Annotated in this window: 28 protein-coding genes; 15 read left to right on the forward strand and 13 right to left on the reverse strand. The window is 63.5% G+C overall.

The features are described from left to right. Positions 1-89 precede the first annotated feature (89 nt). Positions 90-338 carry a hypothetical protein gene (locus AC4LGL_RS27645; protein WP_491841524.1) on the forward strand — a complete coding sequence of 83 codons (249 nt, stop codon included), beginning with the start codon at positions 90-92 and terminating at the stop codon, positions 336-338. A 202-nt stretch (positions 339-540) separates the two neighbouring features. Here AC4LGL_RS27645 and AC4LGL_RS27650 read toward each other — a convergent pair whose 3' ends face one another. The 6 genes from AC4LGL_RS27650 to AC4LGL_RS27675 all read right to left on the reverse strand — a co-directional run bounded on the left by AC4LGL_RS27650 (position 541) and on the right by AC4LGL_RS27675 (position 5,928). Next, the gene (locus tag AC4LGL_RS27650) at positions 541-1,671 is read right to left on the reverse strand and encodes a hypothetical protein (RefSeq protein WP_491841525.1); all 1,131 of its coding nucleotides are present in this window, start codon (positions 1,669-1,671) and stop codon (positions 541-543) included. A gap of 501 nt (positions 1,672-2,172) precedes the next feature. Then, a complete protein-coding gene (locus tag AC4LGL_RS27655; protein WP_491841526.1) occupies positions 2,173-2,691 on the reverse strand; it encodes a DUF1990 domain-containing protein in 519 nt (172 codons plus the stop codon). Between the two features lie 59 nt (positions 2,692-2,750). Beyond that, entirely contained in the window at positions 2,751-3,680 is a 930-nt protein-coding gene (locus AC4LGL_RS27660; RefSeq protein WP_491841527.1) for a hypothetical protein, read from the reverse strand. Positions 3,681-3,758: 78 nt separating this feature from the next. Next, on the reverse strand, positions 3,759-4,571 hold the full coding sequence (locus tag AC4LGL_RS27665) for a phosphoadenosine phosphosulfate reductase domain-containing protein (protein ID WP_491841528.1): 813 nt from the start codon (positions 4,569-4,571) through the stop codon (positions 3,759-3,761). Positions 4,572-4,591: 20 nt separating this feature from the next. Then, positions 4,592-5,047, reverse strand: a complete 456-nt coding sequence (locus AC4LGL_RS27670; protein ID WP_491841529.1) for a hypothetical protein — start codon at positions 5,045-5,047, stop codon at positions 4,592-4,594. Continuing rightward, on the reverse strand, positions 5,044-5,928 hold the full coding sequence (locus tag AC4LGL_RS27675) for a hypothetical protein (RefSeq protein WP_491841530.1): 885 nt from the start codon (positions 5,926-5,928) through the stop codon (positions 5,044-5,046). The genes AC4LGL_RS27670 and AC4LGL_RS27675 overlap by 4 nt, the downstream gene beginning before the upstream one ends. 474 nt (positions 5,929-6,402) lie before the next feature. On the opposite strand from AC4LGL_RS27675, the gene AC4LGL_RS27680 reads away from it, so the two are divergent. Genes AC4LGL_RS27680 through AC4LGL_RS27695 form a run of 4 tightly spaced genes read left to right on the forward strand, consistent with a single transcriptional unit; the run spans position 6,403 to position 8,986 of the window. Further along, positions 6,403-6,897 carry a hypothetical protein gene (locus AC4LGL_RS27680; RefSeq protein WP_491841531.1) on the forward strand — a complete coding sequence of 165 codons (495 nt, stop codon included), beginning with the start codon at positions 6,403-6,405 and terminating at the stop codon, positions 6,895-6,897. Between the two features lie 28 nt (positions 6,898-6,925). After that, complete coding sequence (locus AC4LGL_RS27685; protein ID WP_491841532.1) at positions 6,926-7,396, forward strand: hypothetical protein; 471 nt, start codon at positions 6,926-6,928, stop codon at positions 7,394-7,396. Further along, on the forward strand, positions 7,393-8,259 hold the full coding sequence (locus AC4LGL_RS27690; RefSeq protein WP_491841533.1) for an RAMP superfamily CRISPR-associated protein: 867 nt from the start codon (positions 7,393-7,395) through the stop codon (positions 8,257-8,259). Before AC4LGL_RS27685 ends, AC4LGL_RS27690 begins: the two co-directional genes overlap by 4 nt. 7 nt (positions 8,260-8,266) lie before the next feature. Beyond that, positions 8,267-8,986, forward strand: coding sequence for a hypothetical protein (locus AC4LGL_RS27695; protein ID WP_491841534.1), 720 nt, complete (start codon positions 8,267-8,269; stop codon positions 8,984-8,986). A 50-nt stretch (positions 8,987-9,036) separates the two neighbouring features. Here the strand turns inward: AC4LGL_RS27695 and AC4LGL_RS27700 are convergent, their stop codons facing one another. The 6 genes from AC4LGL_RS27700 to AC4LGL_RS27725 form a co-directional block, all read right to left on the reverse strand. Further along, positions 9,037-9,639, reverse strand: coding sequence for an exonuclease domain-containing protein (locus AC4LGL_RS27700; RefSeq protein ID WP_491841535.1), 603 nt, complete (start codon positions 9,637-9,639; stop codon positions 9,037-9,039). Positions 9,640-9,882: 243 nt separating this feature from the next. Beyond that, positions 9,883-11,283, reverse strand: a complete 1,401-nt coding sequence (locus AC4LGL_RS27705; RefSeq protein WP_491841536.1) for a cytochrome P450 — start codon at positions 11,281-11,283, stop codon at positions 9,883-9,885. Then, entirely contained in the window at positions 11,283-12,488 is a 1,206-nt protein-coding gene (locus tag AC4LGL_RS27710) for a DUF6545 domain-containing protein (protein ID WP_491841537.1), read from the reverse strand. The genes AC4LGL_RS27705 and AC4LGL_RS27710 overlap by 1 nt, the downstream gene beginning before the upstream one ends. Then, positions 12,485-12,982 (reverse strand): hypothetical protein, encoded by a 498-nt coding sequence (locus AC4LGL_RS27715; protein ID WP_491841538.1) that lies wholly within the window; start codon positions 12,980-12,982, stop codon positions 12,485-12,487. Before AC4LGL_RS27715 ends, AC4LGL_RS27710 begins: the two co-directional genes overlap by 4 nt. A 139-nt stretch (positions 12,983-13,121) precedes the next feature. Next, positions 13,122-13,886: a methyltransferase domain-containing protein gene (locus AC4LGL_RS27720; protein ID WP_491841539.1), complete on the reverse strand. Its 765-nt coding sequence runs from the start codon at positions 13,884-13,886 to the stop codon at positions 13,122-13,124. Positions 13,887-14,183: 297 nt separating this feature from the next. Continuing rightward, positions 14,184-14,948: a dienelactone hydrolase family protein gene (locus tag AC4LGL_RS27725; RefSeq protein WP_491841540.1), complete on the reverse strand. Its 765-nt coding sequence runs from the start codon at positions 14,946-14,948 to the stop codon at positions 14,184-14,186. Positions 14,949-15,236: 288 nt separating this feature from the next. Between AC4LGL_RS27725 and AC4LGL_RS27730 the strand changes: the two genes are divergently transcribed. Next, complete coding sequence (locus tag AC4LGL_RS27730) at positions 15,237-15,890, forward strand: TetR/AcrR family transcriptional regulator (RefSeq protein ID WP_491841541.1); 654 nt, start codon at positions 15,237-15,239, stop codon at positions 15,888-15,890. On the opposite strand, the gene AC4LGL_RS27735 is transcribed toward AC4LGL_RS27730, so the two are convergent. Beyond that, positions 15,887-17,254, reverse strand: a complete 1,368-nt coding sequence (locus tag AC4LGL_RS27735) for a cytochrome P450 (protein WP_491841542.1) — start codon at positions 17,252-17,254, stop codon at positions 15,887-15,889. The two genes, AC4LGL_RS27730 and AC4LGL_RS27735, sit on opposite strands and share 4 nt — an antisense overlap. Positions 17,255-17,332: 78 nt before the next feature. Here AC4LGL_RS27735 and AC4LGL_RS27740 point away from each other — a divergent pair, with 78 nt between their 5' ends. The 9 genes from AC4LGL_RS27740 (at position 17,333) to AC4LGL_RS27780 (ending at position 24,754) form a co-directional block, all read left to right on the forward strand. After that, on the forward strand, positions 17,333-19,492 hold the full coding sequence (locus tag AC4LGL_RS27740) for an Rv1355c family protein (protein WP_491841543.1): 2,160 nt from the start codon (positions 17,333-17,335) through the stop codon (positions 19,490-19,492). 41 nt (positions 19,493-19,533) lie between these two features. Further along, the gene (locus AC4LGL_RS27745) at positions 19,534-19,707 is read left to right on the forward strand and encodes a hypothetical protein (RefSeq protein WP_491841544.1); all 174 of its coding nucleotides are present in this window, start codon (positions 19,534-19,536) and stop codon (positions 19,705-19,707) included. 716 nt (positions 19,708-20,423) lie between these two features. Further along, entirely contained in the window at positions 20,424-20,819 is a 396-nt protein-coding gene (locus AC4LGL_RS27750) for a hypothetical protein (protein WP_491841545.1), read from the forward strand. 34 nt (positions 20,820-20,853) lie between these two features. Further along, a complete protein-coding gene (locus tag AC4LGL_RS27755; protein ID WP_491841546.1) occupies positions 20,854-21,291 on the forward strand; it encodes a hypothetical protein in 438 nt (145 codons plus the stop codon). A 35-nt stretch (positions 21,292-21,326) separates the two neighbouring features. Further along, on the forward strand, positions 21,327-22,001 hold the full coding sequence (locus AC4LGL_RS27760; protein WP_491841547.1) for a class I SAM-dependent methyltransferase: 675 nt from the start codon (positions 21,327-21,329) through the stop codon (positions 21,999-22,001). Between the two features lie 141 nt (positions 22,002-22,142). Next, on the forward strand, positions 22,143-22,751 hold the full coding sequence (locus AC4LGL_RS27765; protein ID WP_491841548.1) for an Imm61 family immunity protein: 609 nt from the start codon (positions 22,143-22,145) through the stop codon (positions 22,749-22,751). 224 nt (positions 22,752-22,975) lie between these two features. Then, positions 22,976-23,404 (forward strand): HD domain-containing protein, encoded by a 429-nt coding sequence (locus AC4LGL_RS27770; RefSeq protein ID WP_491841549.1) that lies wholly within the window; start codon positions 22,976-22,978, stop codon positions 23,402-23,404. 131 nt (positions 23,405-23,535) lie between these two features. Then, entirely contained in the window at positions 23,536-23,691 is a 156-nt protein-coding gene (locus tag AC4LGL_RS27775; protein WP_491841550.1) for a hypothetical protein, read from the forward strand. Positions 23,692-23,767: 76 nt separating this feature from the next. Next, positions 23,768-24,754 carry a hypothetical protein gene (locus tag AC4LGL_RS27780; RefSeq protein WP_491841551.1) on the forward strand — a complete coding sequence of 329 codons (987 nt, stop codon included), beginning with the start codon at positions 23,768-23,770 and terminating at the stop codon, positions 24,752-24,754. Positions 24,755-24,912 lie beyond the last annotated feature (158 nt).

Genomic DNA, 24,912 nt, shown 5'->3' on the forward strand with positions numbered 1-24,912 from the left:
CCGCTGCTCTTTACGCAAATTTACACGCATGCGCGCATGCGCGCAATACAGATTGCGCGCATGCGTGCAGACGATCTAAAATCTGTGCCGTGACGACGCCCGATGCGGACCCCAACAAGGTGAACTGGTCGATCAGGCTCGATGGAGACGAAGTCGGCCAATGGGACGAGCTGCTGTACAGCCTTCGTCGGGAAACGGGCCGCCGAACACTGAGCAAGGCCGACATCATGCGCGCCTTGGTCTATTTGGCGTCGGATGGGAACGCTTCGGTCCGTTCTGTGCTGATTGGCGCCCTAAGACACGGAAACCCCCAAGCGGCCGCCAATGCCCAACGATAGGCATTCTCAACCCCATTGACACCAGGCAGCGGGTCCATCAAATGCGCGGAAAACCGTCATTGACGGGTACGCCAATGACGTAGGTGTGATGACTGGGCCGCGGAGAACCGTTGGCGAACTTGTTGGACACCGCCACCGGTCACTGCATCACAGTAATTACGTTGCGGCGGGCAGCAATTCGACTGACCTCAGCACCGCCACGTCAGTCCAGAACCGGCTTCCATGGCGACGACTGGGAGAGACCGGGGAGCTCGTGGGCGTGGCGCAGGACCGCAAGGCGCGCGAGCATCCGTTCGCACATGACTTCGTCGTCTGCGACGCCAGCTGCCAGCAGTGCGCGTTCTAACTTCGCCGCACGCGACCAGGGCCGTCGCGCCGGCCGCGCGAGCACTGCTGCCCGGTGCGCTTTGCGATCGCGAATTCGTTGGGCAGCGTCGCGACCGTCGTCACCCAGGCCCAGTCGGGAAAGCAGTCGTTCGCGCAGCTCGTGGCCAACCCGTGCGGCCGCGCTGTCGGCGTGTTGATTTCGGGCACGCAGTTCGAGGCCGAGTCCAAGATGGAGCATGACAGCACCGAGCACAGGTCCAAGGATGATTCGGCCAATGGCTTCATCGGTGCTCGACATGGCCCACGCCATGTAAGCCATGGCGGCGCACATCGCCCAGACGATTCCGCGGAAGGCACCAGGGCGTCCAGTCCGTTTGACGCTGACGGCCATACCAGCCCCGCACACGACGAGTGCGAGCTCGGCGACTGCGAACATCGCCCCACGTTCCCCGTACGCGGTGGGGATGTGGAGCACTTGGTCGAAGAACCGCCATGAAGTGTTGAGCGAAACGGCCATAGATACCACCGCCACGGCGTAGCAGGCGAAGGCAACCGTTGGCGCGCGGTATTCACGATCAGCACCGGCGGGCAACACGACGGTTCGGTGCGCGCTCATCGGATCGTCGTCGGGTGTCATGTGCCGCAGGAACGGCGGCGCCGACGCTGCCTGGCTACCAGCCGTAGCTACCTTGATCCCGTTGATGCGGTGAGCATCTCGGTAGGCTTTGACTTCGCTCAGCACTCTCCTTCTTGACGGCGCGTAGCCGAAGCTCTTGAGCCAGGAGGAAACTTCGGCCGGCGTCGCACCATCGAGCACTTCGACGGCGTATCGGATCATTGCTACGTCATTCTTAGCGTGGGACAACGCCTCTCGATGATCCCGGGCATCAAAACTTGTCATTGTCTCGGCATGTGGGGCCGCGATGATGCGGCCGGCGTGCAGTGTTGACTGGTTGGCTTCCGCCTGGTGGACGGTCTGCTCATGAGCAGTCGCGGATAGAGTCACTGGGGATTCCTCACCCTCGATTTCGGACTATAGGGCTCTCGAAATGGACCGTGACGGATACGGCGTTCATCGGAGATGTGGTGCGCGAGTCGGGAAGTCCGACCTAAGATTCGCGGTTCAGAGTCCGAATTTGATCCGAGTCCGACACCAACAATTCTTGCATGAAAAGCCGCGGATACGACCCCATCGACTCAAAAGTGGTGGGCTGCGTCAAGAATGGCAAATGCCAGACAGCGAGTCAATACCTCGATCCAACCTATCAAGCGCTACACCGACCGCGATCGGAATGTTTCGTCTGAAACGGCTGGCACGCCGTCGGCAAAGTCAAGCCGCTGCGGATGACGACGTCCTCTAGCGTGTGCGGGCGGATCTGCGCGAACCCTCAGCGCGCGGCGAGGGCACTGAGCGTGAGGCTGGCCACGCCGAGGTCGATCTTGCTGGCCAGTTTGACGGTGAGACACCGGAACTGGCGCTTGAACTTCGCCCATCGTTCCATCCGGGTTAAGCCGTCCCGTTCTTCAAACTGCGCCGGTAGCGACGACGAAAGAACCGCTGCGCGAACAACAGCACCGGGAAGACCGCGCGCCACAACCCCGACGGCGCTGGCCGAGTCAGCGACCGCAAAGTCAAGAACACCGTGCCGGCGGGATCGCGGTGCACGATGAATGCTTCCTCCCCGCAGACCGGGTGCCCGTGTAGGGTGCCGTAGGCGAATCCGCACCGATCAGTGCGCGATACCACAGCCACCACTCGTACAGGCTCACGCACCACGAACGGCCACCGCCCCAGCGAAATCCGGTAGTCCACGCCCTCGGATACCGTTGCTTCGGGACAGACTCGGAACCCGCTGCGCCGCTTCACGCCCCACCTAAGAACTTCACCGCTGGCGAACGCCCACGCCTTGGCGCCGCGCCCAATGACCACGGTGCACTCGTACCGGCCGAACCCGGCCGGTGTAACAGTCCATACGTCGGCAGCCGGATCAGTGAGCCCGGGCCCCGGGTATGTCAGTTCGACCACGGTAGCACTCTCACGCTTCCGCAACGGCCGTTGGCGGTATGTCAGATGCGTGAACGCGCCTAATCAATCGCCGCGATCCGCACTGCTTGGTCGGTCGCGTCAAGCGTGCCGGCGCGCCGGCCTGCGGCCACCCAAAGCATCCGGACGGAGTACGGATTCCCGGAACGCTCGATAAGCGCCTTTGGATAAGCCTTTTCGAATTCCTCTTGATCATCCGAGACCAGGATTACGCTGACCCCGTCCTCGACTTTGAGATCAAGTTTTGCGGCTGTGTCTGCGATGAAGTCATCGAGCCTCTGCAAATCGCTCAGCGACGCCTCTCGCACCACTCCCTTGCGCTCAGTCGCAAAGTACGACTTCTCATTGAGCCCCAACAGGTGGGCAGTCTCTGTCTTGCCAAGCCCGACAGCGAACCGGGCCGCGGCCAGATCGAAGCGCCGCTCGCCGCGGTACACCTCAACGTCGCGGCCTCGCCGTCTCAATTCGGCCGCGGCACGTCCAACTGCGACATAGTGCAGCGTTACCGGGTAGGGATATTCGAGCAAGCGGGTGCACGCATCCGGATAGTCAGAATTGAACGCCTCTTGGTCGATGAGGGCATGGAGCGTCACCACACCAGAGTCCGGCGCTGCCTCGATCAGCTGTTCTGCTTCGTCGGCGACAAACGCTTCCATATCGGCCAATTCGCTGACGAATTCAGGAGGTACGCTGTCCGCGCTCGCCTCTCCCGCACGTATGGCTTTCATCGCCCCCCGCCGGCCAGCGGCCTTCTTTGGCACGCCTTCCGCGCTGTCGTATTCATACGTGAGGTAGAGGGCGGAATCGATCCCCAACACCGGGGCAAGACCCTCAGGCCATAGGCTGAGCGCATTGCGTCGCGCTTTCAGATCCGACCACAGGTAATCAACAAACGGCTGCTCAGCGATGGCGATGCCGCCTTCCTCACGGCCAGGGACGAATATCGTCGCCCCTGGCGATCCGATGCTCATCATGATCCTCTTCTGCGGCTTCGGGGCCTGCCTTGTGGCCTGCCCTACAGGTCGAATGCTATCAGCCGTGTCCACCCGTTAGGTCCATTCGGGCAGGCGTGGCAGGGCGTCCGCCAGCCGGTCGAACAGGTCGGGCCAGCCTTTCTGGAGGAAGGCGATGTGCCCATTGGAGAGTTTCGACGCGTCGATGATGGAGTCGACCCTGATCTGGTGCTCCGGAACCCCCAGTTTGGCGAGCTTGTCGTACAGCGGGTTGGGTTCTATGCCGCGGCCAGCCAAGTATTCGAACACCTGGCTCCTCTGCCAGTCCCAGATCGGCCCGTAGGTCACGGTGCCGTCCTTGCGACGGATGACCCCGCCGGCGGCGGCTCGCACTTCCTCGCGTGATTGTTCCTGGCGCGCTTGGGTTTCGGCTGCCAGATGCTGTCGGTATAGCGCCTTCCGGCCCGGGGCTTCCTGAGTGCGCACGCCCCATAACGAGCCGCGGCCATGGCGCCGGTGTGCCTCGGCGGCCGGGTCGGTGATCATGAGCTCAGCCAACTCAGCACCTAGGCGCTTGTCTGGGGCATGGTGGTCGAATCCGCCCTGCACGACCATCACGGTCAACAGGCTTGCTTCGGCCGGGATCACCTCAAAGTTCAGCTGCCACGCCTCCGAGAGGTCGGCCAAGTAGTTCAGCGTCTCGGGGAATTGAAGGCCAGAATGGAAGAACACCACCGGCACATTGGGATCGACCTGGCGGGCGAGATCGACCACGACAGTGGAGTCTTTGCCTCCCGACCATGACACGAATCCGTCGTGCTCATCGAGGTGCTCGGCGATTCGATCGAGCAAATGCCGATGAGACGCCGTACCTCGCCGGCGCGCAGCGATCGCGCGCAGCGCCTGCATGTTCAAACCCGGTTGAGCGCTCACGGTTCGTCGGGCGCCGCGACCAAGCGCGCGTCGGTCACGGTCACAGCCATTCCCGGAAACAGTCGGCGGAAGTACTCCTCGACGTAACCCACCGCGTCTGGCCCTTCCAGGATCGACTCCTCAGTGGTGGTGCCGTCCCACCACCACCACAGTCCACGATCCTTGAATCCGAACGGCAATGGGACCTCAACCTCGGTGTGTATGCGGGCGAACGTGCGGGCCGCGCCGACGACGAACAACCAGTCATAGCCACCGAAGGTCCTGGACCCGTCCTCATCAGTCAGATCAGAGAGACTGTCTGGCAATTCCACTCGGGCCAGGCACTTGTTCTCAGTCGGAATTTTGCGGCGCCGTCGTAGGTGCCCAATCGGCCGGAAGTGACCGTTGCGCCCCGGTTCATCGGGTCCGAGCTCTGACCGATTCGGATGGACCACCCATTCCCTGTTGCTCACGCCAGCTCCCTCAGCTGCAGGACAAGACGATTTCCGTAGCTGTTGCCAATCCCGTAGATCGCGTCCGCGGCAGACACCACTTCACAGGCCAAGCCGCGCGGCAACACGTGGGCGGTGTCTTCCACAGTGTCGGAGTGTCCGAAGTACATTCCCCGGCTTGTCGTTAACTCGAACATGAGGTACCGGTCGCTGTCGTGGCCGGGCGATTCATCCAAGCTGTGGCGCGCGATCGTGAACTGGTCGAACGATATTCTCGAGCCCGGGCGGAGATTATCGGGTACTTCGTCGACATCACCGACGTCGCGGTGGGTGTCGGGCAGTTTGACTGCAACATACACAGTATGGGTCCGGTCGTTTTCCCGCTCGTAGGCCTGTATCACGCGGTCCAGGCGTTGCACTTTGGCCCGGTCGATGTCGGGTAATTCCTGGACGTCTCCGGCGGTGCGATGCAATGCGCTGTTGATGCGTTGCCACTCGACAGGGTTGTCGTCGGTCAACATGCTCCGAATTGCTCGGCGCTGAGATTTCGGGGCCGCGTCGATGACCCTGTTTTTTGTGGCGGACCGGATCTTGCGTTGCCGGCTGCTTAGCGAGCGCCGAAATCCCTCCGGTGAAGGTAGTTCGGCGCGCAAGCGCGTTGAGTCGACGTGGCTTTCGTCGCGTGGGGTAGCGCGGTCTCGGTCGCGCGTCGCGCGGGTCAGCGACGAGTCGGCGTCCCGCATTTCGTCGCGCACCCGGCTGGCCAAACGATGAAACTCAGCGTCGGTCATCGCCGACTCGGCGATCTCGCGGGCCGCCTTGACGTCCCTTGCGGTGACCGCCCCACCCTCGATGTCGACCTTCACCGGTTCTTGGTTCGGTCTGGCGGTCTTGGCACCCATGTGGTCTCAGGCTCTCAATTGCTCGACGACTACTCGTAGTCTAAGAGACCAACTCCACTCGACTCGCCCTTGAACACAACAACCTGCTAGCAGGTCGACGACCAAACACACAGGAGGGCGGCCCCGGTCACAGCTGAATCCAGCCGGTCCGAAGCCGCCCCAGGGACACCATCTCCCAAACCCAATACGCGTTTCGTGCTGTCAACAGTAGCAATCGCTGCCCGTAATGTGGCTACCAGCATGCTTTCCGATCCTGCCGCCACCGCGTGGGTTGTTGCCGGACAACCCTCCGTCAACGCTCCCCCGCCGATAGCGGGCCGCTGTGGCCGGTGTGGGGAGGACGGCCCAACAGTGACCAGCTCTCACATCATTTCCGAGAAGTTCACCGGCTTCGACGCATGGCCTTTCGGATCACGCCGGTTGTGTATGCCGTGCGCCTGGGCTTACAGCCGCCCACCGATAGCTGTTCCGGCGATGGTGATTACCTCAGATACCGTCACCGAGCACCCCGAGGGTGCCGACCTGGCTCCCCTACTGAGCGCCGGCGCGCTCCCGAATACCCACGCCGTGGTACTTCCCTCGTCGCGGCGCCGGCACGTCCTGGCGACCGCCGAATGGGGCCATCTAGCAACCGACGGACTTGTCAGCATGTGGGACGCCACCTCGGCAAGCCGCCTTGTCGCACTCGCCTCGGTGCGACCGATCGTCACTGCATGGGTGCGCGCGCAGGCGATCGATTCGATTAGCGAGCGGCAGATCGCGTTGAAGATCGATCGGATCCTGATGCGGGAAATGCCGCCCTATCCCCTGTTGTCCGCTGTTGCACAGAGCAGTTGGACGCAGTTCCTTGGGGCCTGGTCTGCGCTGCAGCCGTGGCGCACAGTGGAGCCGCTGTGGGCAGCGGCCAGGACCCTCACAAACACACCGCACGGTATTTCAGCTTCCACAACCGCGGCAAGCGGAAACTAGCGTCGTAGTCGGAGCTAGGCTGGTCGGCATGGTCGACGAGCTCCCGCCCACCCGAAGATGGCAGGCGCTGGTGCCCGAGCTGCGTTTGTTGCCAGCGCTGACAGGTTCGGCGCTCTCCGCCGGGCACGCCGACATCGACCGCGCTGCCGACACTGCGGAGCGGTTGCTGTTGTTGTTGCACTACAGCATCGACTGGGACAACACGTGGATCGGCGAGGAAAAGCACCGCAAAACCTATTGGGACGATGTGCTTATCTCTCGGGTACGTGTGGCCTCCTACCGTTCGGCCACGCTCGATGAGTGGTGGTCTACCGCCTCATCATTGCTCGATGCGACAGCGCCCCGACACAGCGACCGACGCCGAGAACTAGCACAACTGCTGCAGGAGCCTCCGCTGCCTGTGCTCAGCATCCTTCAAACCAGCCTGCCCGCCTTGCTGCTGAGGGTACGGATCATCACCGAGGCTGTCTCCGCCGAACGCAAGGCACAAAACCGATGAGCCGTTTGTCCAAAATCAAGTGGAATATCGACATGGTGGCCCAGTCCTCGATCGTGCACCGTGAGGTCATCACCGCCGCCAGCGGCAACTTCGCCCTGTTTCGCCGAGAAAAGAGCATTACCCCCGACAACATCGCATTGCAGGTTCCCATGGTCTCAGGCGGCGGCTTCCGCGGTGCCCTTCGCCGCATCGGTGAGGAGCTCACCGCAGAGGCCCTCGACTACGAGGACGCCGCCCTACCCGTTCCCGCCGCCCATCTACTCACCAACGGTGGCCGGCTTGCCAAATCGAAGACTCCCCTCGACAACGAGGGCATACGTCGTCTCAGAGATCTGGTGCCGTTGATCGCAGTATTTGGCGGCGCCGCTTCGGGACGGATCATGTCCGGCCTGCTGTACGTCGGCAAGCCGGTGCCCGAGGTAGCCGAAACGACCCACATTCTCGACCGCCCACCACAGTCCGCGCCGCTGCCCGCTGTGCGAGCGCTCGGCGCCGAGTGGTTCGGCCACCTGTCTGACCACCGCACCAATCTCGATCAGCCGCCGTGTACAGATCGTGACGAAAAGACAAGTCCCCTCGCACGATTCGGTGTCGAAACCCTGCCGGCAGGTACCCGCCTGCAAACATGGGTGCTCCTCAACAACGCGACCAGCTTCCAAGCCGCATTCGTGCGCGACATCCTCGACACTTTCGCCAGCGACGGCCATCTGGGCGGCCGTGCGGCGGCCGGCCACGGCCGCGTCATCGTTAACCTGAGCCACGAGGTCAAACGTGGACAATTCCCCGGCGAAGCCGTCGACTGGCGTGCTGAGCTCAAGTCACGCCGCGACGAGGCGATCGCCGCGCTTTCGAAACTCTCGTGACCCGCCCATGATTGCGCTGCAGGTGACGGCAACGATGCCCCATGGAATCGTGCTTTCACGCCCATGGGGCGTTGCACTCGACGGATTGCTCGCCTCCGTGCTGTGGGACCGGCGCAAATGGGCTGCTCGTGAAGCCGGGCACCACTTGGCGTTCGAGTCTGACGGGCCCCAAGAAACACTCCAGTTGCCGCTGGCCACTTGCGGCGACCCCGAACACGACAGCGACTGGCATTGGATGGCCACTTTCGCCGACCTGCATCCCCGAATACAAGATGTCGCCGAGCCCGATATCCGCTGGCGCACTTCCCGAACCGACCATCATCGGCTCCAACAACTCGCCGTCGTCATCCCCAAGGCTGTCTCTGACACCACCGGCCGCTACCAACGCCGCATCATCCCCGTATCAGCACACGCTGCCACCCACCTGACCTGGCGCGCAGTCGGGGATCCCGAGGCGATTCACGAGCTGCTCGAAGATTTGACGTCTATCGGCAAGCACACCGCCGTGGGCGAAGGCCTGGTCCGCCGATGGGAAGTCACAGAAACTCCCGAAGTCGAAACCTGGTCGGCCGGCCACGAACACGAGCCGGGAATTCTCGGACGAACTACCCCACCGCGCTGCCTGACAAACGTCACAACCAGCACGGGCCCACATGGCACCGGTGCGCTGCGGCCACCCTACTTTCATCCGGCCAGCCGCGCCGCCGCCTACCAACCAGCGCGCTGAAACCGAATCCGTGAACATCCCCGTCCTTCAGTTATCAGCTGGACGGTGATTCAAGCAGCTTGCGGCTCAGCGAAAACGGGGACACGAAAAGCTTGCGGGTCACGCACTGGGAGGTCAACACATTGTTCTCCGGCGATTACCAGAAGCTGTGTGAACACTTGGCTGAGCACCTGCGCATCGTCGAACGCATCGTGAGGCCGGGCTTGAGCAACGCCACAGTGGCGGGCAAGTTCGCCGAGTTTGAGGCTTGCAGTCCCAAGCTCAAGGCGCCCAGCAAGATCCAATGTGCACAAGGCGTGATCGACGGGTAGATCAACACCGACGCGTCGAGATTCGGCCTCCAGGAACCAGTAGTCAAACCCCGCGTTGTGAGCGACCAACGTACGACCGCACAGCAGCCGCGCCAAATCATCGGCGATGTCACTGAAACATGGTTTGCCCGACAACATTTCGGCTGTCAATCCGTGAATGTGGGTAGGGCCAGGATCGACACCTGCGTCGAGCAAGCTCACCACCGAATCGGTCACTTCGCCGCTGTCGGTGACCGCGAGCGCGGCCACACTAATCACTCTGCAGGTTCGCGGGTCAGTCCCCGACGTCTCCACGTCAACCACCGCCCAGCTCGCTCGACCTCTTCCGTCTGCACTCGCCATACAGGAATACTGGCACACTGCACCGACACATCTCAGCCCCGAAAGCCGCCTCCGCCTGGCAAAAACAAAAGAGCCGGCCAATTGGCTCGCGGGTAACGGCCCGCATGTTGAGTCCTGGCCGACTCTCTCGTGGATCACCGTCCCCGATGACCGCCTCTAACATGCCCAGCTTAGCAGGCGCATTATCGCAGGACGCCACTAAAGATCTTCTTGGCGCCACAATGCCGGCACGTCCCGCCACGCTCAACGGCGGCGGTGCATCCTCAGGCGAAGGCCTTCGGGTTTGAGGGTCATCATTTCGCTGACCTGAAGTTGGTAGCCGGGTTCAGGCTCCAGGTCGAACTGGTGCAGGACAGCCGCCAGGGTCAGCATCATTTCGTGTAGTGCGAACTGCCGCCCGATACACGCTCGTGGCCCTGTCCCGAACGGTTTGTAGATGCGAGTCCCGAGTTTGCGGATCTCCTCTGGCAGGAATCGGTCTGGGCGGAATTGGTCGGCGTCCTCGCCCCACGCTGTCGGATCTCGGTGAGCTGCCAGGAGTACCACGAAAACCCAGTCGCCGCCGTGGAAGTGGAACTCTCCGTTGCCAATTGTTGTGTCGTGGCGAGCCTGCCGGAAGTAACCGGGAGCGACCGGCCACAGGCGCAGTGTTTCGTCGACGACTCGGCGCAGATAGCGCAGGCGAGCGATCTCGTCGTAGCCGAAATCGGGCAGGGCCCCGCGCGGCCAATGGCCGTCGATCTCGGTACGTGCGGCCGCGGCGACATCGGGATTGGTTGCCAAGTAGTGCAGGGCGAAAGCGATGGCATTGGCCGAGGTTTCGCTGCCTGCTACCAGCAGGGTCAGGACTTGGTTGGCGATGTTGTCGTCGTCCAGCATCTCGCCGGTGTAAGGGTCTGAGGTGGTCAGTAGCGCGTCGAGCATGCCGGCGCCGGAGCGCTCCGCGCCGCTGCGCCGGCGGTCTTCGACGATGGATGCCACCTGCTCGCGCAGCCAGGCCTTGTCGCGCTTGTGCTGGTCGCGTCGGTGGCCGCCGAACAGCTTCTCGTAGAAGGGGATGGCGTCGGTGCGGCGGTTGGCGTAGGTGAGTTCGCGGATGACGGCGGCGATGAAGGGATCGTCGTTGTCGGAGCTGAGTTTGTTGAAGCTGTGTCCGATTCCGGCGCGGCCGATCAGTTCGGCGGTGAGCCGGTTGGTGACCGCGGGGATCTCGATCCAGCGGCCGGCGCGGTCGTTCCAGACATCGATGAGTTCGCCGACGGTGGCTGCCATCTCGCGGTGGTAGGACTGCATGGCGGTCTTGGTGAATGCCGGCATCAGGATGTTGTGGGCCTTGGCCCAATTGGGTTCGTGACTGTGTGCGGTGAATAGTCCGTCGCCGGCCGCGGCACGCAGTTTGAGCATCGAGTAGCCGACTTGTTTTTCCCAGTGCTGTTCGTCGTTGATGTCGTTGACGAGGTCGGTGCGCGAGACGATGATGCCGCGGACGTTGAATACCTTCTGTTCGATGATGCCGCCGTGCTTAACCAGTTCGCGGGCCAAGCCTTGGCAGACCTTGTTGTGATCCACGGTGAGAAGGTCACCCACGATGGGCAGCCGCCATCGTGTGTGCGGGAATCCGCTGGGCGAACTGGCATGGGCCATTAGGGGGCCACCTTCATCGTGCGACCGCAGTCGGTGAACGTTCGGGCCGCTGGCCACCAGGTGGCCAGCCCGAGCAGGTCGGCGGCTTCCTCTTGCAAGCTGGTGCAGCGATAGGTCGTGATTTCAGCGTGGTCGTCGTCGGCGACTGGGGCGCCTGCCAGCTTAGCTTGGGCTGCTCGCGCCAAGCTCAGCGCGCGTAGCGCTTCGGGGTGCCGTGCTGGGGGCACACCATGCTGGTTCAAGAACCGCGCGGCCTCGGCGTGATCGATCGGCCGAACCCACGGTCGCAGCTGCAGCATCGCGTCGCGCAGCTGTACCACGCTCTGATGCACGTCCAGCGGCTTCTTGCCTCGATACGGCGACGGTGCGTCCAGCTGGAACTCGATTCCAGGAACGATGCGAGTCATATCTGTCAACATAGGTTGCAGTTGACGCCACGTTCGGCTCATGGAATCCAGACCCGTGCGCACATGCACAGCCAGCAGACAAGGCACCGCTGCCAAGATGTTGGCGAACACCGAGATCGCGAAGAAGATCACCGAGTGCACTGCCAAGCGGTAGTCGACGCTGTGTAGCCAGCCCAGTTCCTCGAACAGCGCCAGTACCGCGGCGCCGGGGTTGGATACCGCGATCAGCAGCCCGATCACGATGCCGCCGATGGGCACGAGGCGTTCTTTGAACGCGGCGTCGCGACGGATGGTTTCCTTGATGCACATCCACATCAGTGGTGCCGTCAGCGCGACGATGGGGATCTCGTAGAACGACCAGGCGATGACGGCGGGCCAGCCGCCGTGCACCTCCAGGTGCTCGCCGGCGTCGCGTGCCGGTGTGGCGGCGACCAGGAATACCACGCAACAGATCACCGCGGTGATCCGGTGGTTGCGGTGGCGGCGGACTGCTTCGTCTTTGGTCAGGTCTCCGCGCCACACGGTGGTGAAGCCACGAAACTCGGCGCCGACGAAGATCATGAGTGCCAGCGAAATCTGTTGCATCGTGGTCAGATCCCAGCCCAGGACCCGATTGAGATGCGTCTCGATGGCGCGGTCGCGCAGCAGGTTCGAGGCCAACGCGAATCCGAGGGTGTAGTTGAGGTACTTGTCGTATTGCGTGCTGTTGGTGCTGTAAAACGCGAACCTGGTGATGGTCACCACCGCCATGAACAGCAGCAGCGGCCATGCTGCCCAGTCAGGAAGTCCCGTAATCATCGGCGGCTAAAGAAAACGCGGCGAATCATCGAACGCTGGTGCGCCTTCTCCACGGTGGCAATCATCAGCAACGAGGCGAACATTTCGGCTTCGCGTTCCTGTTCATTGCCATAGTCTTGACGGCCGAGGACTGCGTGTACCGACTCTGGAGCGATATCGGGAAGCGCATGGTGCCAAGCCGATTCAAGCGCGTCGCGAGTTTCGCGGTGAACGCCGATGCGGTGCCCCAAGATCATGTGGCCGATTTCGTGGCAGACGATCTGGTTGATGTGGTAGTCCGAGGTGCCCCGCTCGTGCAGGATCAAATCGTCATCTTCGCGTGCTAGCCACAGGCCGTACAGACTGTCGGCCACAAACGCTGTTTCGATGGGGATCAGGGTGATGGGCCGACCTCGCATCTCCGCCACGCTCTGCACGAAGGCGTCCCGATCCCACGGAATCGGTATTGGGAGTGCGTGCACCAAATCGAACAAGTCCTGGCTAGACAACATCATGGAGTACTCCCCACCGGCCTGCCAACTGCCGCGTCGTCTGCACGGTCGACTGACCCATTCGATGCCGGATACTCCACGGCTGGTTCCACGAATGCTCTCGGGCCGCGATCGGTGATCGATGCATAGTGCCTTCCTTCAATCACAGACTCTTGATGTGGGCGGACACAATGAACAGGGACAAGGCGCCGAAAAACGGCCCCGCCATGAGGTCATCGATCCAGTTCTGGGTTCGTTCGGCGGGCAGGAGACCGTCAGTCACGGCGTGTTCGCAGACGTCACGGAAGCCGAGAATCTTGTCCGCTTCGATTGCGTCAGTCCAGAACGCCGTAATGGGATAGATCGCGTCGACGCTGAACCCTGCCTCGTCGAGCAACCTGGGCAAGGCCCTCCCGATCGTGGCATTGCGAATGACCTGCGCGACGAAATGGCGGGTGTAGGAGTCGCTCAAGGCGACGTCGGCGTGATCGATGACCAGGGTTGCCCAGTCCGGCTCGACGCAGACGACCATGCCGTCGGTGCGCAGAGTCCGAGCTGCTTCGGCAAGAACGGTGGCCGGCGAATCCACGTGTTGAAGCACACGGTCGATGTGGACGCGGTCCACACTGTCAGTGTCAATGGCGAGTTGGTGGATGTCGGACTCAATGAATGACACCGTTGGCAAGTGGCTGGTGGTCTTCACCGCATGGGTCAGCAGCTGCTGGTCCTCGTCGACGCCGATCACTTTGCCTGTGCGGCCGGCGGCTTCGGCGTATGCGGGAAGATCCACCCCGGCGCCGCATCCGAGGTCGACTACGACGGTTCCTTCCTCGATCTTGAGCAAGGATTTGGCGAAGGCCTTGTAGCCTTTGCCAGTTGCCGAGTTGGCGATGTTTCGGAGGTAGTCGCTGGGGGGCGCTACGTCCAACCATGGTCGATACGTGGGTTCACCCGTCATAGTGGCCACGGCGTGCCTTTCGTCAAAGAGGTCGAAGCGGTCTTCGATGCAGCACAAGATGATTCGCTGGAGACAAAGCGGGTTGCTCGCGAGCTCAGTTCACGACTGCGGGAAGAATCGGACGGGTCATTCGAAGAGTTCGTGCACCGTCCGCTGTGGATACTCAAGAGTTCTGAGCTGTGCCATTCGCAGCCAGGGGAATGGGGCCGGGGGTAGCCATCAGTACTTGTTGGTCGCCAACGAGCGGGAAGCCGCCGCGCTACCTGCTCAGTTGGTTGGCGCATCATTGATACCGTCCTGATCGGAAAGCCCAGATGGACCCGTCGTTTGGGTCAGATACTTTTCGAAGAAGGTGAAAGTACGCCTCCAGGCGTCTTCGGCTTCGGGCGCCGAATACGCGAAGCCAGCAAGGGTTTCGACGATCGTGAATGGGGCCGGGATGCCCGTCTTGTTCATGAAGCTGTGGCCGACGTTCGGGTATTCCTTGATGTCGTGATCGACAGACCCTTTGGCTAGTGCGGACTCCAGCGCGCTGGCCGAGCCCTGTTTGACGATGCGGTCCTTGGCGCCGTAGCTGGCGACGACAGGACATGAGCGCGCCAGCGCCTCAACGTTTTTGGGAGCCAGCCCATATTGGGCCGCGGCTACGTCGAAGAGCCCTCGTGGAGACAACTGCAGGACGAAGCCCGCGCCCATACAGAATCCCATCAGCCCGATTCGGCCAGTGCACCGCGCGTCGCTGATCAGGTAGTTGTGCGCGGCGGTGATGTCGTCGTAGGCATCGCCGGTGTCCGCGAAGTGGGAACGAATGGTGGTGATCATGCACCTGGGTTTGAAGCCTCGCCCGTACAGGGCGGGAGCCAGTGTGAGATACCCTTCGCCGGCGAGGCGATCGCTGATTCGCCGCAGATCGGCCGTCATCCCCCGAACGTCTTGGATGACCACTACCCCAGGCCAGGGACCATCACCTGCTGGCTTCGCCAGATATCCCGGCAAAGCACCTGCGGGCGTCGGATAAGTGATGTTCGGCAATGTGTCACCCCGTCTGCTCGGTGCACGCCTCGGGTATCGACTTCCGCATCGACCAATTGATGGTCGATGCGGGTCCACGGTTTCGTTCTCAGTCCGCCGTCGGCCGCGCGTACAGAATATTCACGTATGGGACTACAAGACCGCTGTATTGGACCACATCGACGTATGGTGCGGCAAGCGCCTTGTATTGCCAGGACTATAGGGAAGTCCACTACCTGCACCCCGACCAGGGCTTGTTGCCGCTATCCAACTGTATTGCCGCACTGGCGTGCTGTATTGTCGAGCGCTATGGAAGGCTCGGTGTTCCTCCTCCAGCAGCCGACCCCCGTCGAGTTGTCCAACGCAGAGCGGATACGCGACGCGTCGCTACAGCGCTTCGCTGCTCACGGCATCAGCGCAACCACCATGCGCGCGATTGCTGACGCCGCCGGGGTGTCCGTCGGCCTGGTGCAACACCACTTCGGCAACAAAGCCGGCCTGATCACCGCCGTTGACGACCACGTCCTGCGCGTGTTCGCCGAAGCCCTCGAATCCAACCCGCTACCGGTACCAGCCGAGCCGGCTGACGATTTCAAATCGCTTGGTGGCCGCTTCTCCAAGCTCATCCATGACCATCCGGACATCGTCGACTACGTAGGACGCGCCCTCAGTGAAGGCAACAACATAGGTGTCGTGATCTTCGACGGGCTGCTCAAGATCAGCGCCAGACAGCGCGACACCTTCGCCGCAGCGGGGCTCACCAGACCCGACATCGACCCGGACTGGGCCGCGCTCAACCCGCTGATACTGCGCCTGGGCGCGATCATGCTGCGCTCTCACATCGCCCGCCACATCGACGGTGCATTCACCACACCCGCCGAGCTACGTCGGTGGGACGCATCTGTTACCGCGCTGATCCGCCACGGCCAGTTCACATCCGACCCCGCAGAGCACAACAGCTAGCGACGCACGACCCGGGCCGGGATCGGCCCGCCCGGCACCATCGTGAACGGCACAGCCAACGGGAAATCATCCTCCAACGAGGTCAGCTCCACGCGACGAACAATCGAGCCCAACGCCAACGTCGCCTCCAGCATGGCGAAGTGATCACCGATGCACGACCGGGGCCCGCCACCGAACGGCACGTACTGCCAGCGATGCAGCTTCTTCATATTCTCCGGAGTGAAACGCTCAGGATCGAACCGCAACGGGTCCTCCCATAGCGTCGGGTCACGCTGGACCGACATCCGGCCGAACACCAACATGGTCCCCGCCTCAACCCGATACCCAGCGACCTCGACATCCTCGACCGCCATCCGCGTCCCGGTGGGCCCCGGCGGGCACAGCCTCAGGGCCTCCCGAAGAACCTGCACGGTGTACCCGAGCTGCTCGACGTCGCCCGGCGCCAGTAGCCGATCACCGATCTGGGCGACCTCGCCGGCCACCCGCTCCTGCACGTCCGGATGGCGCCCCAGCTGCCACAACGCATAGGTCAGCGTCGTAGCCGTCGTGTCATGGCCGGCGAACACGAAGATCACGAGCTCATCGCGAATCTCCTCATCAGTCAACGGCTGCCCGGTCTCGGGGTCACGCGCGGCGATCAACGCCTGCACCAGCGGCGCATCCAGTTCCGGATCAGCACGACACGCACGCACAATCTCGCCGGCCAACCCCCGAATCGCCGCCGCGGCCTCCTGAGACCGCCGCCGCGCCGGCGTCGGCAACCACGCCGGTGCACGCAGTGGTTTCAGAGCCCGCCGCACCGCATAACTGGTCGCGACCCGCAACGGCTCGGCCACCACATCCGCCCGCTCATCCAGATCAAGACCCAACACCGAGCGGCCCAACGCACGCATCGTCAGCTGGCGCGCCTCAGCGTCCAGGCTGATCTGCGCGCCGTCGGTCCACGAGGACACCACCATCTCTGTGGCCTCGGCCATATGGGCGCCGAAAGATTCCACCCGCTTCTTCGTGAACACCGGCTGCAGCGTGCGCCGACGCGGTAGCCATTCCTGGTGCGGCAACACGAATAAATTGCCACCAAGCAAACGCCGAAGCTCTCGCCCCACCCCGCTCGTCTTGTCGATCGAGCCGTCACGCACACCCACGATGTCGCGGATACCTTGAGGTGAGGTGGCTAAAACGATCGGCGGCATCAGCCACCGCGGACCAAGACTGAACCGGGTCACCGGCCCGCCGGCGTCCCGCAGAATGTCAGTGCCAGTGTGAAAGTTCCGCAAAGCATCACGCTTTTGCTTGTACGGCAATGGGTTAATCGGAGCCAGCGGAAGATCCGCCACAGTTTGCTTATGCGCAGTATCAGTCACGCGCACACCTCCCAGCGTCGGACATAGTCTACGACTGAGGCCCTCGGCACCCCGGTGCCGAATCAGCGAAGGAACAGCATGCAGACCGCTTACACCGCACGAGTTCTCGACCCAACCAACCCTGACGACAACGCCCTGCTCGACGAGCTCCGCGCTGACCCCGACATCGACTTCCTCGACGACCACGACGCCCAACTGGAAAGCCTGCGCGCACTTCGCCCGCCACCGGCTGACGAGCTGCTGCGCGAGCACCGACGATGGGCCTACTACCCCTGGCGGCGCGCCGTAGTCGCGGTGCTCGGCCCCCGCGGATTCCAGGCACTGCGACTGGACCGCAACCGCAACAACATCACCGCCGCAGAGCAAACCACTCTCAGCACCCTGACGATCGGGGTGGCCGGTCTCAGCGTGGGCCACGTCATCGCCCACACCCTGGCCGCCCAAGGCCTATGCGGCAAACTGCGCCTGGCCGACTTCGACCACCTCGAACTGTCCAACCTCAACCGGGTGCCGGCCACCGTCTTCGACCTCGGGATCAACAAAGCCGTCGTCGCCGCCCGCAGAATCGCCGAGCTCGACCCCTATCTGCCCGTCGAAGTACTCGACACCGGCCTCGACGCCGAAACACTCGACGACTTCGTCAAGGGCCTCGACATCGCCGTCGAAGAGTGCGACTCCCTCGACATCAAAGCCCTACTCCGCGTCGCTGCACGCGACCTGCAGATCCCCGTGCTCATGGCCACCAGCGACCGCGGCATCGTCGACGTCGAACGCTTCGACCAAGAACCCGAGCGCCCCATCCTGCACGGACTGCTCGGACAACTCGACATCGGACTTCTCCCAGGCATGACCAGCCGCGAGAAGATCCCCCACGTCCTGCGCCACCTGGAAGCCGAACGTCTGTCGCCGCGCACAGCTGCCTCCCTCATCGAGATCGACCGCTCCCTGTCCACCTGGCCGCAACTGGCTTCCGACGTCATCATCGGGGCGGCCGCAATCGCCGAAGCTGTCCGCAGAATCGGCCTCGGCGAACAACTCCGATCCGGCCGCAGCCGCATCGACGTCAGCTGGGCCCTGGGCCAGATCCACGAGCCCGACATGGCACATCGCTACGAACACGAACCGATCCCCGACGAGCCGAACACCCCACAAGCCCTCGACGGCGGCCCACTCGAACACCTCGCTACAGCCGCCATGCGCGCCCCCTCCGGCGGCAACACTCAGCCCTGGCAGATCGCTCTCACCGAAGACTCCATCACTGTCGGTATCGACCCCGACCACACCTCGACCATGGACCTCAAGTTCCGCGGCAGCGCCGTCGCCCTGGGCGCAGCACTGCTGAACATCAAGATCGCCGCCGCCGAACACCACGTACTCGGTCCTGTCACCGTCACCGCCGCCGGCAGCGCGCCACTGCAGGCCACCATGCGCATCACCGACGACGGCAACGACCCCGCACTCGCACGGCTCTACCAGCCCATGCTGGCCCGCGAATCGAACCGCCACCACGGAACGCCCAAGCCGCTCGACGACGCCACCACCACACAGCTCACCGACGCGGCCGGACAGCACGGCGCACGCCTGCACCTGCTCACCCAACGAGATGACATCGCCCAAGCAGCCAACATCCTCGCCGCGGCCGACCGCGTACGGTTCCTGACGCCACACCTGCACCAGGAGATGATTTCCGAACTGCGCTGGCCCGGCGACCCGGACCCCGATACAGGCATCGACGTACGCAGCCTCGAATTCGATCCAGGCGAAATGGCGGTCCTCGACGTCCTGCGCCGCCCCGACGTCATGGAGCAACTGGCCGAATGGGACGCCGGATCCGCACTCGGCGACGACATGCGAGACCGCGTCCTGGCCAGCTCGGCTCTGGCCGTCGTCACGGTAACCGGCGACGACCTGCGCGCCTACGCCGCTGGCGGATCGGCAGTCGAAGCCGTATGGATCGCAGCTCAGCAACAAGGATTCGGAGTCCAGCCGGTGTCCCCAGTCTTCCTCTACGCGCACACCGCCACCGAACTCGAGGAGCTCTCCACGCCCTTCGCAACCGAATTGGCCGAACTGCAAAGCGAATTCAACGCTCTAACGCAGCTGCAACCAGACGAATCCATCGCCTTGATCCTGCGGCTGGCTGTCGCGCCGCCGGCATCGCTTCCCAGCCGACGCAGCATCAATAGGGTACGGAGCGCAACGACAACAACCCACCCACTCTCAAGGGGACCTTGGTGACAAACGAACCGCTCGGCGTGCCATCTCCAACGAAACGGTTCTTGGTCCAAGTCATTGTCGACCTGGAAGTGTCCGCCGACGACGAACAAGCTGCCACCACCGCAGCGTCAGCGGCAATCCGCTCAACCACCATCAACGGCGCCCGGCGCCTCGACCACTCGATCCGAGGCGTCGAAGAGTATCGGCGGGCCAGCCTCCCGAGCGACACCACCTAGCCAAGGCGGCGGGCCGACCGCGGCGGCAACGGCGGGTACAGCACTGGCATACGGCAAAAAGTTGAGCCCCGGTCCGAATACGGAACCGGGGCTCAACTCTGGAATTCTCCGCTGTCTCCGGGTGAGGGCGAGCGCGTTCCTTGTCCCACCGCACCTGTGCGAAGTGGCCATCCGCAATGCGGTGGCAGACGCGATCGCCGCACAGTACGGACCGCAGTGGCCGTGGTCCCCTGGATTCCAACACTCACTGCCCTCCCCGCCCCGGGGATACAACTCGCGCGCCGACCTTGCCAACGCCCGACGCAAGACCGCATGAACAATGCTTCATATTTCATGTCACGCGGGGGCGCGCCTCCATGGGCAGCCGGCCAATCGGGCGTGATTGCATCGCACCAGGGCAGAGGCTCCGAATAATGGGTTGGGCGGGCCCTGCGTGAACGCGAGAAGTTGGCAAAGGCGTCTTCATGACCCCTTTAATCCATTGGGAGAGAGGCGACCTGCGCAGGGTTCCGCCCAGAACTCACGCCCGCACACGCCTCGGGACGTGTCGTTTCCGCTGGCCACAGGCTGTTTTGCGCGACACGATCCCCACGCGCATGGGCACGTAGCCGCTCGTAGCGCCGCCTCGCGAACCTGCAGAACATACTGCATTACAGGGCATGCCATATTGTATTAGCAGATGTCATCGTCGCTGATGGCTCCTAGTGTCTACACCTATGGAAGACGGAACGTCTTGCAGTGATGAAGATCAGGTCCGCGCCGCCGCACTCCACGCCGCCCGGCGAATCGCCAGCAACCGCATCACGAACCGTCTCACCGCGGCCGGCATGACATTGCCCGGCGACGCCGAAGACATCACTGCGGTGCTACTCGCTGCAAATCCCGCAGACCCCCAGTGGGGCGCACTGTCTGCCTACCGCCTCGACTGGTCCCTTGATGTGCTCGCCCTCATCTCCAACGCCCTCGTCGAACGGCGCCGCCAGCGCATCCGCACGCCCGACGTCGACGCGGTAGCCGCCGCCCTCAGCGCCGGCGCAACGTGGAAACAGATCGGCGAAGCCGTCGGCTCCGCCCCCGCAGTCGCCCACGGCCGATACCGCCAGCGCCTCTGAGCTCCCCAGCGAAATGACAACGGGAAAGGAAGCAATGCATCCAGGAACACCGTCCTCGGTTCCGGTTCCACTGCTGGTGTACGCGGTCGCAAGCCGCGTCAACACTGAACTCCAGCCGTTGCCAGACAGCACTGTCACGTTGCACCGCAGTTCCGCAGAATCCGAGGTCGCCAAGTTCGGCGAAGGCGAGGTGGCCCTCGTCGAACGCAGGATTCTGCCTTGGGCTCCTGCGCGGGAAGACGACGATCGGTCATCGCCCTACGAGTACACCGTTGGTTACCGCGACAGCGGCCACCACACCCCCTGGGGCCTGTCCTTCTCCACCGACCGCTCGGCCATCGAGACCGAGCTGGCCACCGTCCAAACTGCGATCGCCGAGTCCAACGTCGACGAGTCGTTCGATGTGCTCATGCTCGAACGACCCATCTTTCCCTGGTACTTCGCACGGCCGAGACCCGCGAAGCTGCACTGAGATACAACACCCGACAGCCCGCTACGCTGCAAACCATGTCAGACGTTATGGATTGGGACGCCGCCTACCGCGGCCACATCTTCGCCGGCCCTCCCCCATGGAACATCGGGAAACCCCAACCCGCCATCGCCAACCTCATCGCCACCGGACAAATCCAAGACCCCGTGCTCGATGCAGGATGCGGCGTCGGCGACCTCACCCTCGCACTCGCTGACGCCGGCCACGACGTCACCGGCATCGACATCTCCACCGCCGCCATCAACGACGCCGCAGAACAAGCCGGAGGCCGCGGCCTGAGCGCCCGCTTCATTCAAGGCGATGCGCGCGACCTGGCCGCTCTCGGCCTGGGCGATCCCCAGTTCAACACAGTCATCGACTGCACCCTGTTCCACTCTCTGCCCCTTGACGCACGCGACGACTACCTTCGCGGGATCTACGCCGCGGCAGCCCCGGGCGGGCGCCTCTACCTACTCGTGTTCACCACCGATGCACTGCCGGTCGATTCGCCGTGCCCGGTGCCAAACCTCGTCACCGAAGCCGAAGTTCGCGACGCCGTCGCCAAGCACTGGACCGTCGACGCCATCGAGCCCTCCCACGTCGCGGTCCGGCTTCCCGACATTCCCAACCTGCCCAAGCACGACTTCCGTACCGACGAAGACGGTCTCACCTACCTGCCGGCCCTGCTCCTCACCGCCCACAAGTCGGCATGACCGACACCCAGGCCGCCGGCTACTGAGGCCTGACCAGCGTCCACGCCCGCAACCAACCCCAAACGGCCCGACGCCGGCCGGGCCGTTTCCCAGGGGGACGCACCATCAGCGCTGGTCACAGCGCCGTATCGTGTCCCACCGATGACCACCACGCCACCGCCACTCAGCGACGCCCTGCGCGGCTGGGCGCGCGCCGTCGGCTATCTCTGCACCACCGACGACACCACCGCGACCACACTGCTCGTCCCCGAAACAGAAGCGCCTACCCGCTATCACATCCGTTGGCGCGCCAACGCTCGCGTGGAAGTCGTCGAGGCCAGCGCCGACGAGATGCGTCCACTGCTGTTCGCCGCCAGCACCGCCATACTGGAGACATACCTGTTCGGCCTCTTCGGTGATGACCTTCGCGAGAACGTCGGACTGCCACCGCTCGAACTTCCTTGGGCCGTAGACGACCTCGCCCCCGGGTACACGATCGGCAAGCAGCTCAGTCGCGGCTACCGCGTCCTCACCCGCACCGGAGTGGGGCCGATCGCCGCGGCGCCTGACCCCACCCTGAGCCTGCTCACGCTGGTGCCGCTATCGCAGTTTCTCGGACTGAGCATTGCCGACCTCAGGCAGTCATTCTTGAACGAGGCAGGCAAGCCCCTCGTGTCCGGCCACCGCTACACATCCATACGCACCGCTGGGGAATTCGCCGCGGGGCCACCGGGTGTGGGCAGCCACGAAACCCGCTCCGACATCAAATAACCCGACCGACCGACCGCCGCGCCCGCTCGCTCGCTCGCCCGTAGGCACGTGACATCGCACGAAGGTCAGCGACATCCGGCCAGGTCCGATACATACGACCGCCACAAATTCCGCGGCGCCTTGTCCCTTGCCGATGTCACACTGGAAGCGACGAACCTCAGAACCTTGCCCGCGGCGCGGATACCCGCCCGCCTTTCACCTTCACCGTCGAAAGCACACACATGATGCTCGATGAGCTAGCCGACAAGATCGCCACCGCCGCGCACGCCGGCCAAGTCGACAAGGGCGGCGCCGACTACATCGCGCATCCGCGCCGGGTCGCGCAGCGCGTCACCCCGAACACCCCTGAACACCGTGCTGCCGCGCTCCTGCACGACGTCCTCGAGGACACTCCCGTCACCGATGCAGACCTCCTCGCCCAGGGAATCCCACCCCACGTTGTGGAAGCTGTCAGACTCCTGACACGCAAACCCACCGTCGCGCCGGACGACTACTACGCCGCGATCCGCCGCAACACGATTGCCTACGCCGTGAAGATGGCCGACATCGCTGACAACAGCGACCCTCGACGTCTGGCACAGCTCGATCCGAAGACACGTGCCCGGCTCGAATCGAAGTACGCCACCGCCCGGGCCGCCCTCAGCCACCAGTAGGCATGCCCCAAATCCCCTGAAGCAGTACCGCCCGAAGCGAGATCCGGATCCGTCATCCGGCCCGGCCACACCCGGGGACGTGCCATCCTTGCTGTTCAGACACGATGAACGGGTGACGAGTGGGAACGGCGATGGCTGACGGCTTCTGGGTAGTGAGTATCTCCCGCGCGACGGGCGAGGCGACGTCGCAACTCATTTTCGACAGGGACGAGGCCTACCAGCGCAGCCTCGACATCGAGACAGCCGAGACTGCCACCACGGTGGTTGCACGCAAGAACCCGACATGAGCATCGGCCCGTCCGCCAACCGGCCACCGCTGGGTCCGCAGCGGTTCGGCAGCAGCACCCGGGGAGAGGACCTGGGGTGGCTTCGCTGACGCGATACGGAACTGAGGTGGTTTCGGCGTTCAGCCTTCTCGGCCAGGACGAGAATGACCTGACCGCCGCGCTCGGTTTCACCATGGCGCGATGCAAGGCACTAAGCGATACCGTGCTCGGCCGCGTCTGGCCATCCCACCGTGACGACGCGGACACCGACTTCGCACTGGAAGTGCGGGCTGAGGTCGGTCGCACCGACCTGGAAGTTCGCCTCCCTGCCAGCTCCACATTGGTGATCTTCGAGGCCAAGCGCGACTGGCTGCTTCCGACGACAAAACAACTGGCACAGTATGTTTCACGTGTTCACCGGTATGGCTCCGGGGTGCTTGTCTCACTGTCGCAAGCATCCACCGCGCTCGCGGCAACACAACTGCCGGCACAGATCGATGGCGTCCCCATCGTCCACCTGCCGTGGCGAGAGATCCTGTCCGACATCGCGGCCACGCGACCCCTGTGCCGCGGCCGAGAACGTATCTGGCTTGAAGAGCTGCACACCTACCTGACGGAAGTGATACGCATGCGCACAGTGGCCGACAGCATGGTCTACAGCGTGGTGCTCAGCGAGGACCGACCCGGCGGCGACGGCACCCCAACATTCCGAGAATTCGTGACCGACGAACACTGCTACTTTCACCCCTACGGCACGGGAGGATGGCCCACAGACCCGCCAAACTTCATGGCGTTCCGTTGGGGAGCTGCCGTGCAACGCATCCACCGGATCATGCAGGCCGACGTCGTTCCGACCATCCGCGACCAGTTCCCCTACCTCCCACAGAACGACGCCAACGATCGACCACACGCCGTGTACGAGTTAGGGCCCAGGATCCCACCGTTCGATCCCATCCCCAACGGCACCGGGATCTATCCGTCGTCTCGACTCTGGGTTCTGCTCGACCAACTTCAGACCGCGCCCACCCTCAAGGACGCCCTCGCCGGCACGCGCACTCTCCAGAGCAACGGGCTAGGGAGCTGATCCGACTCCCGTAGCCCGGCCGGGCCCGGCTGCCGGGACTGCCATTAATCCTTGTCAGAACCTGATCCCGCACACCATGGAGATCCGGCACGCCCGAGCATTGAGGGCACACAAATGGCGAACCCCGCGCGCCGGCCGCGCTACGTTGAGACGGAACC

The sequence above is a fragment of the Mycolicibacterium arcueilense genome (genome assembly GCF_058536225.1).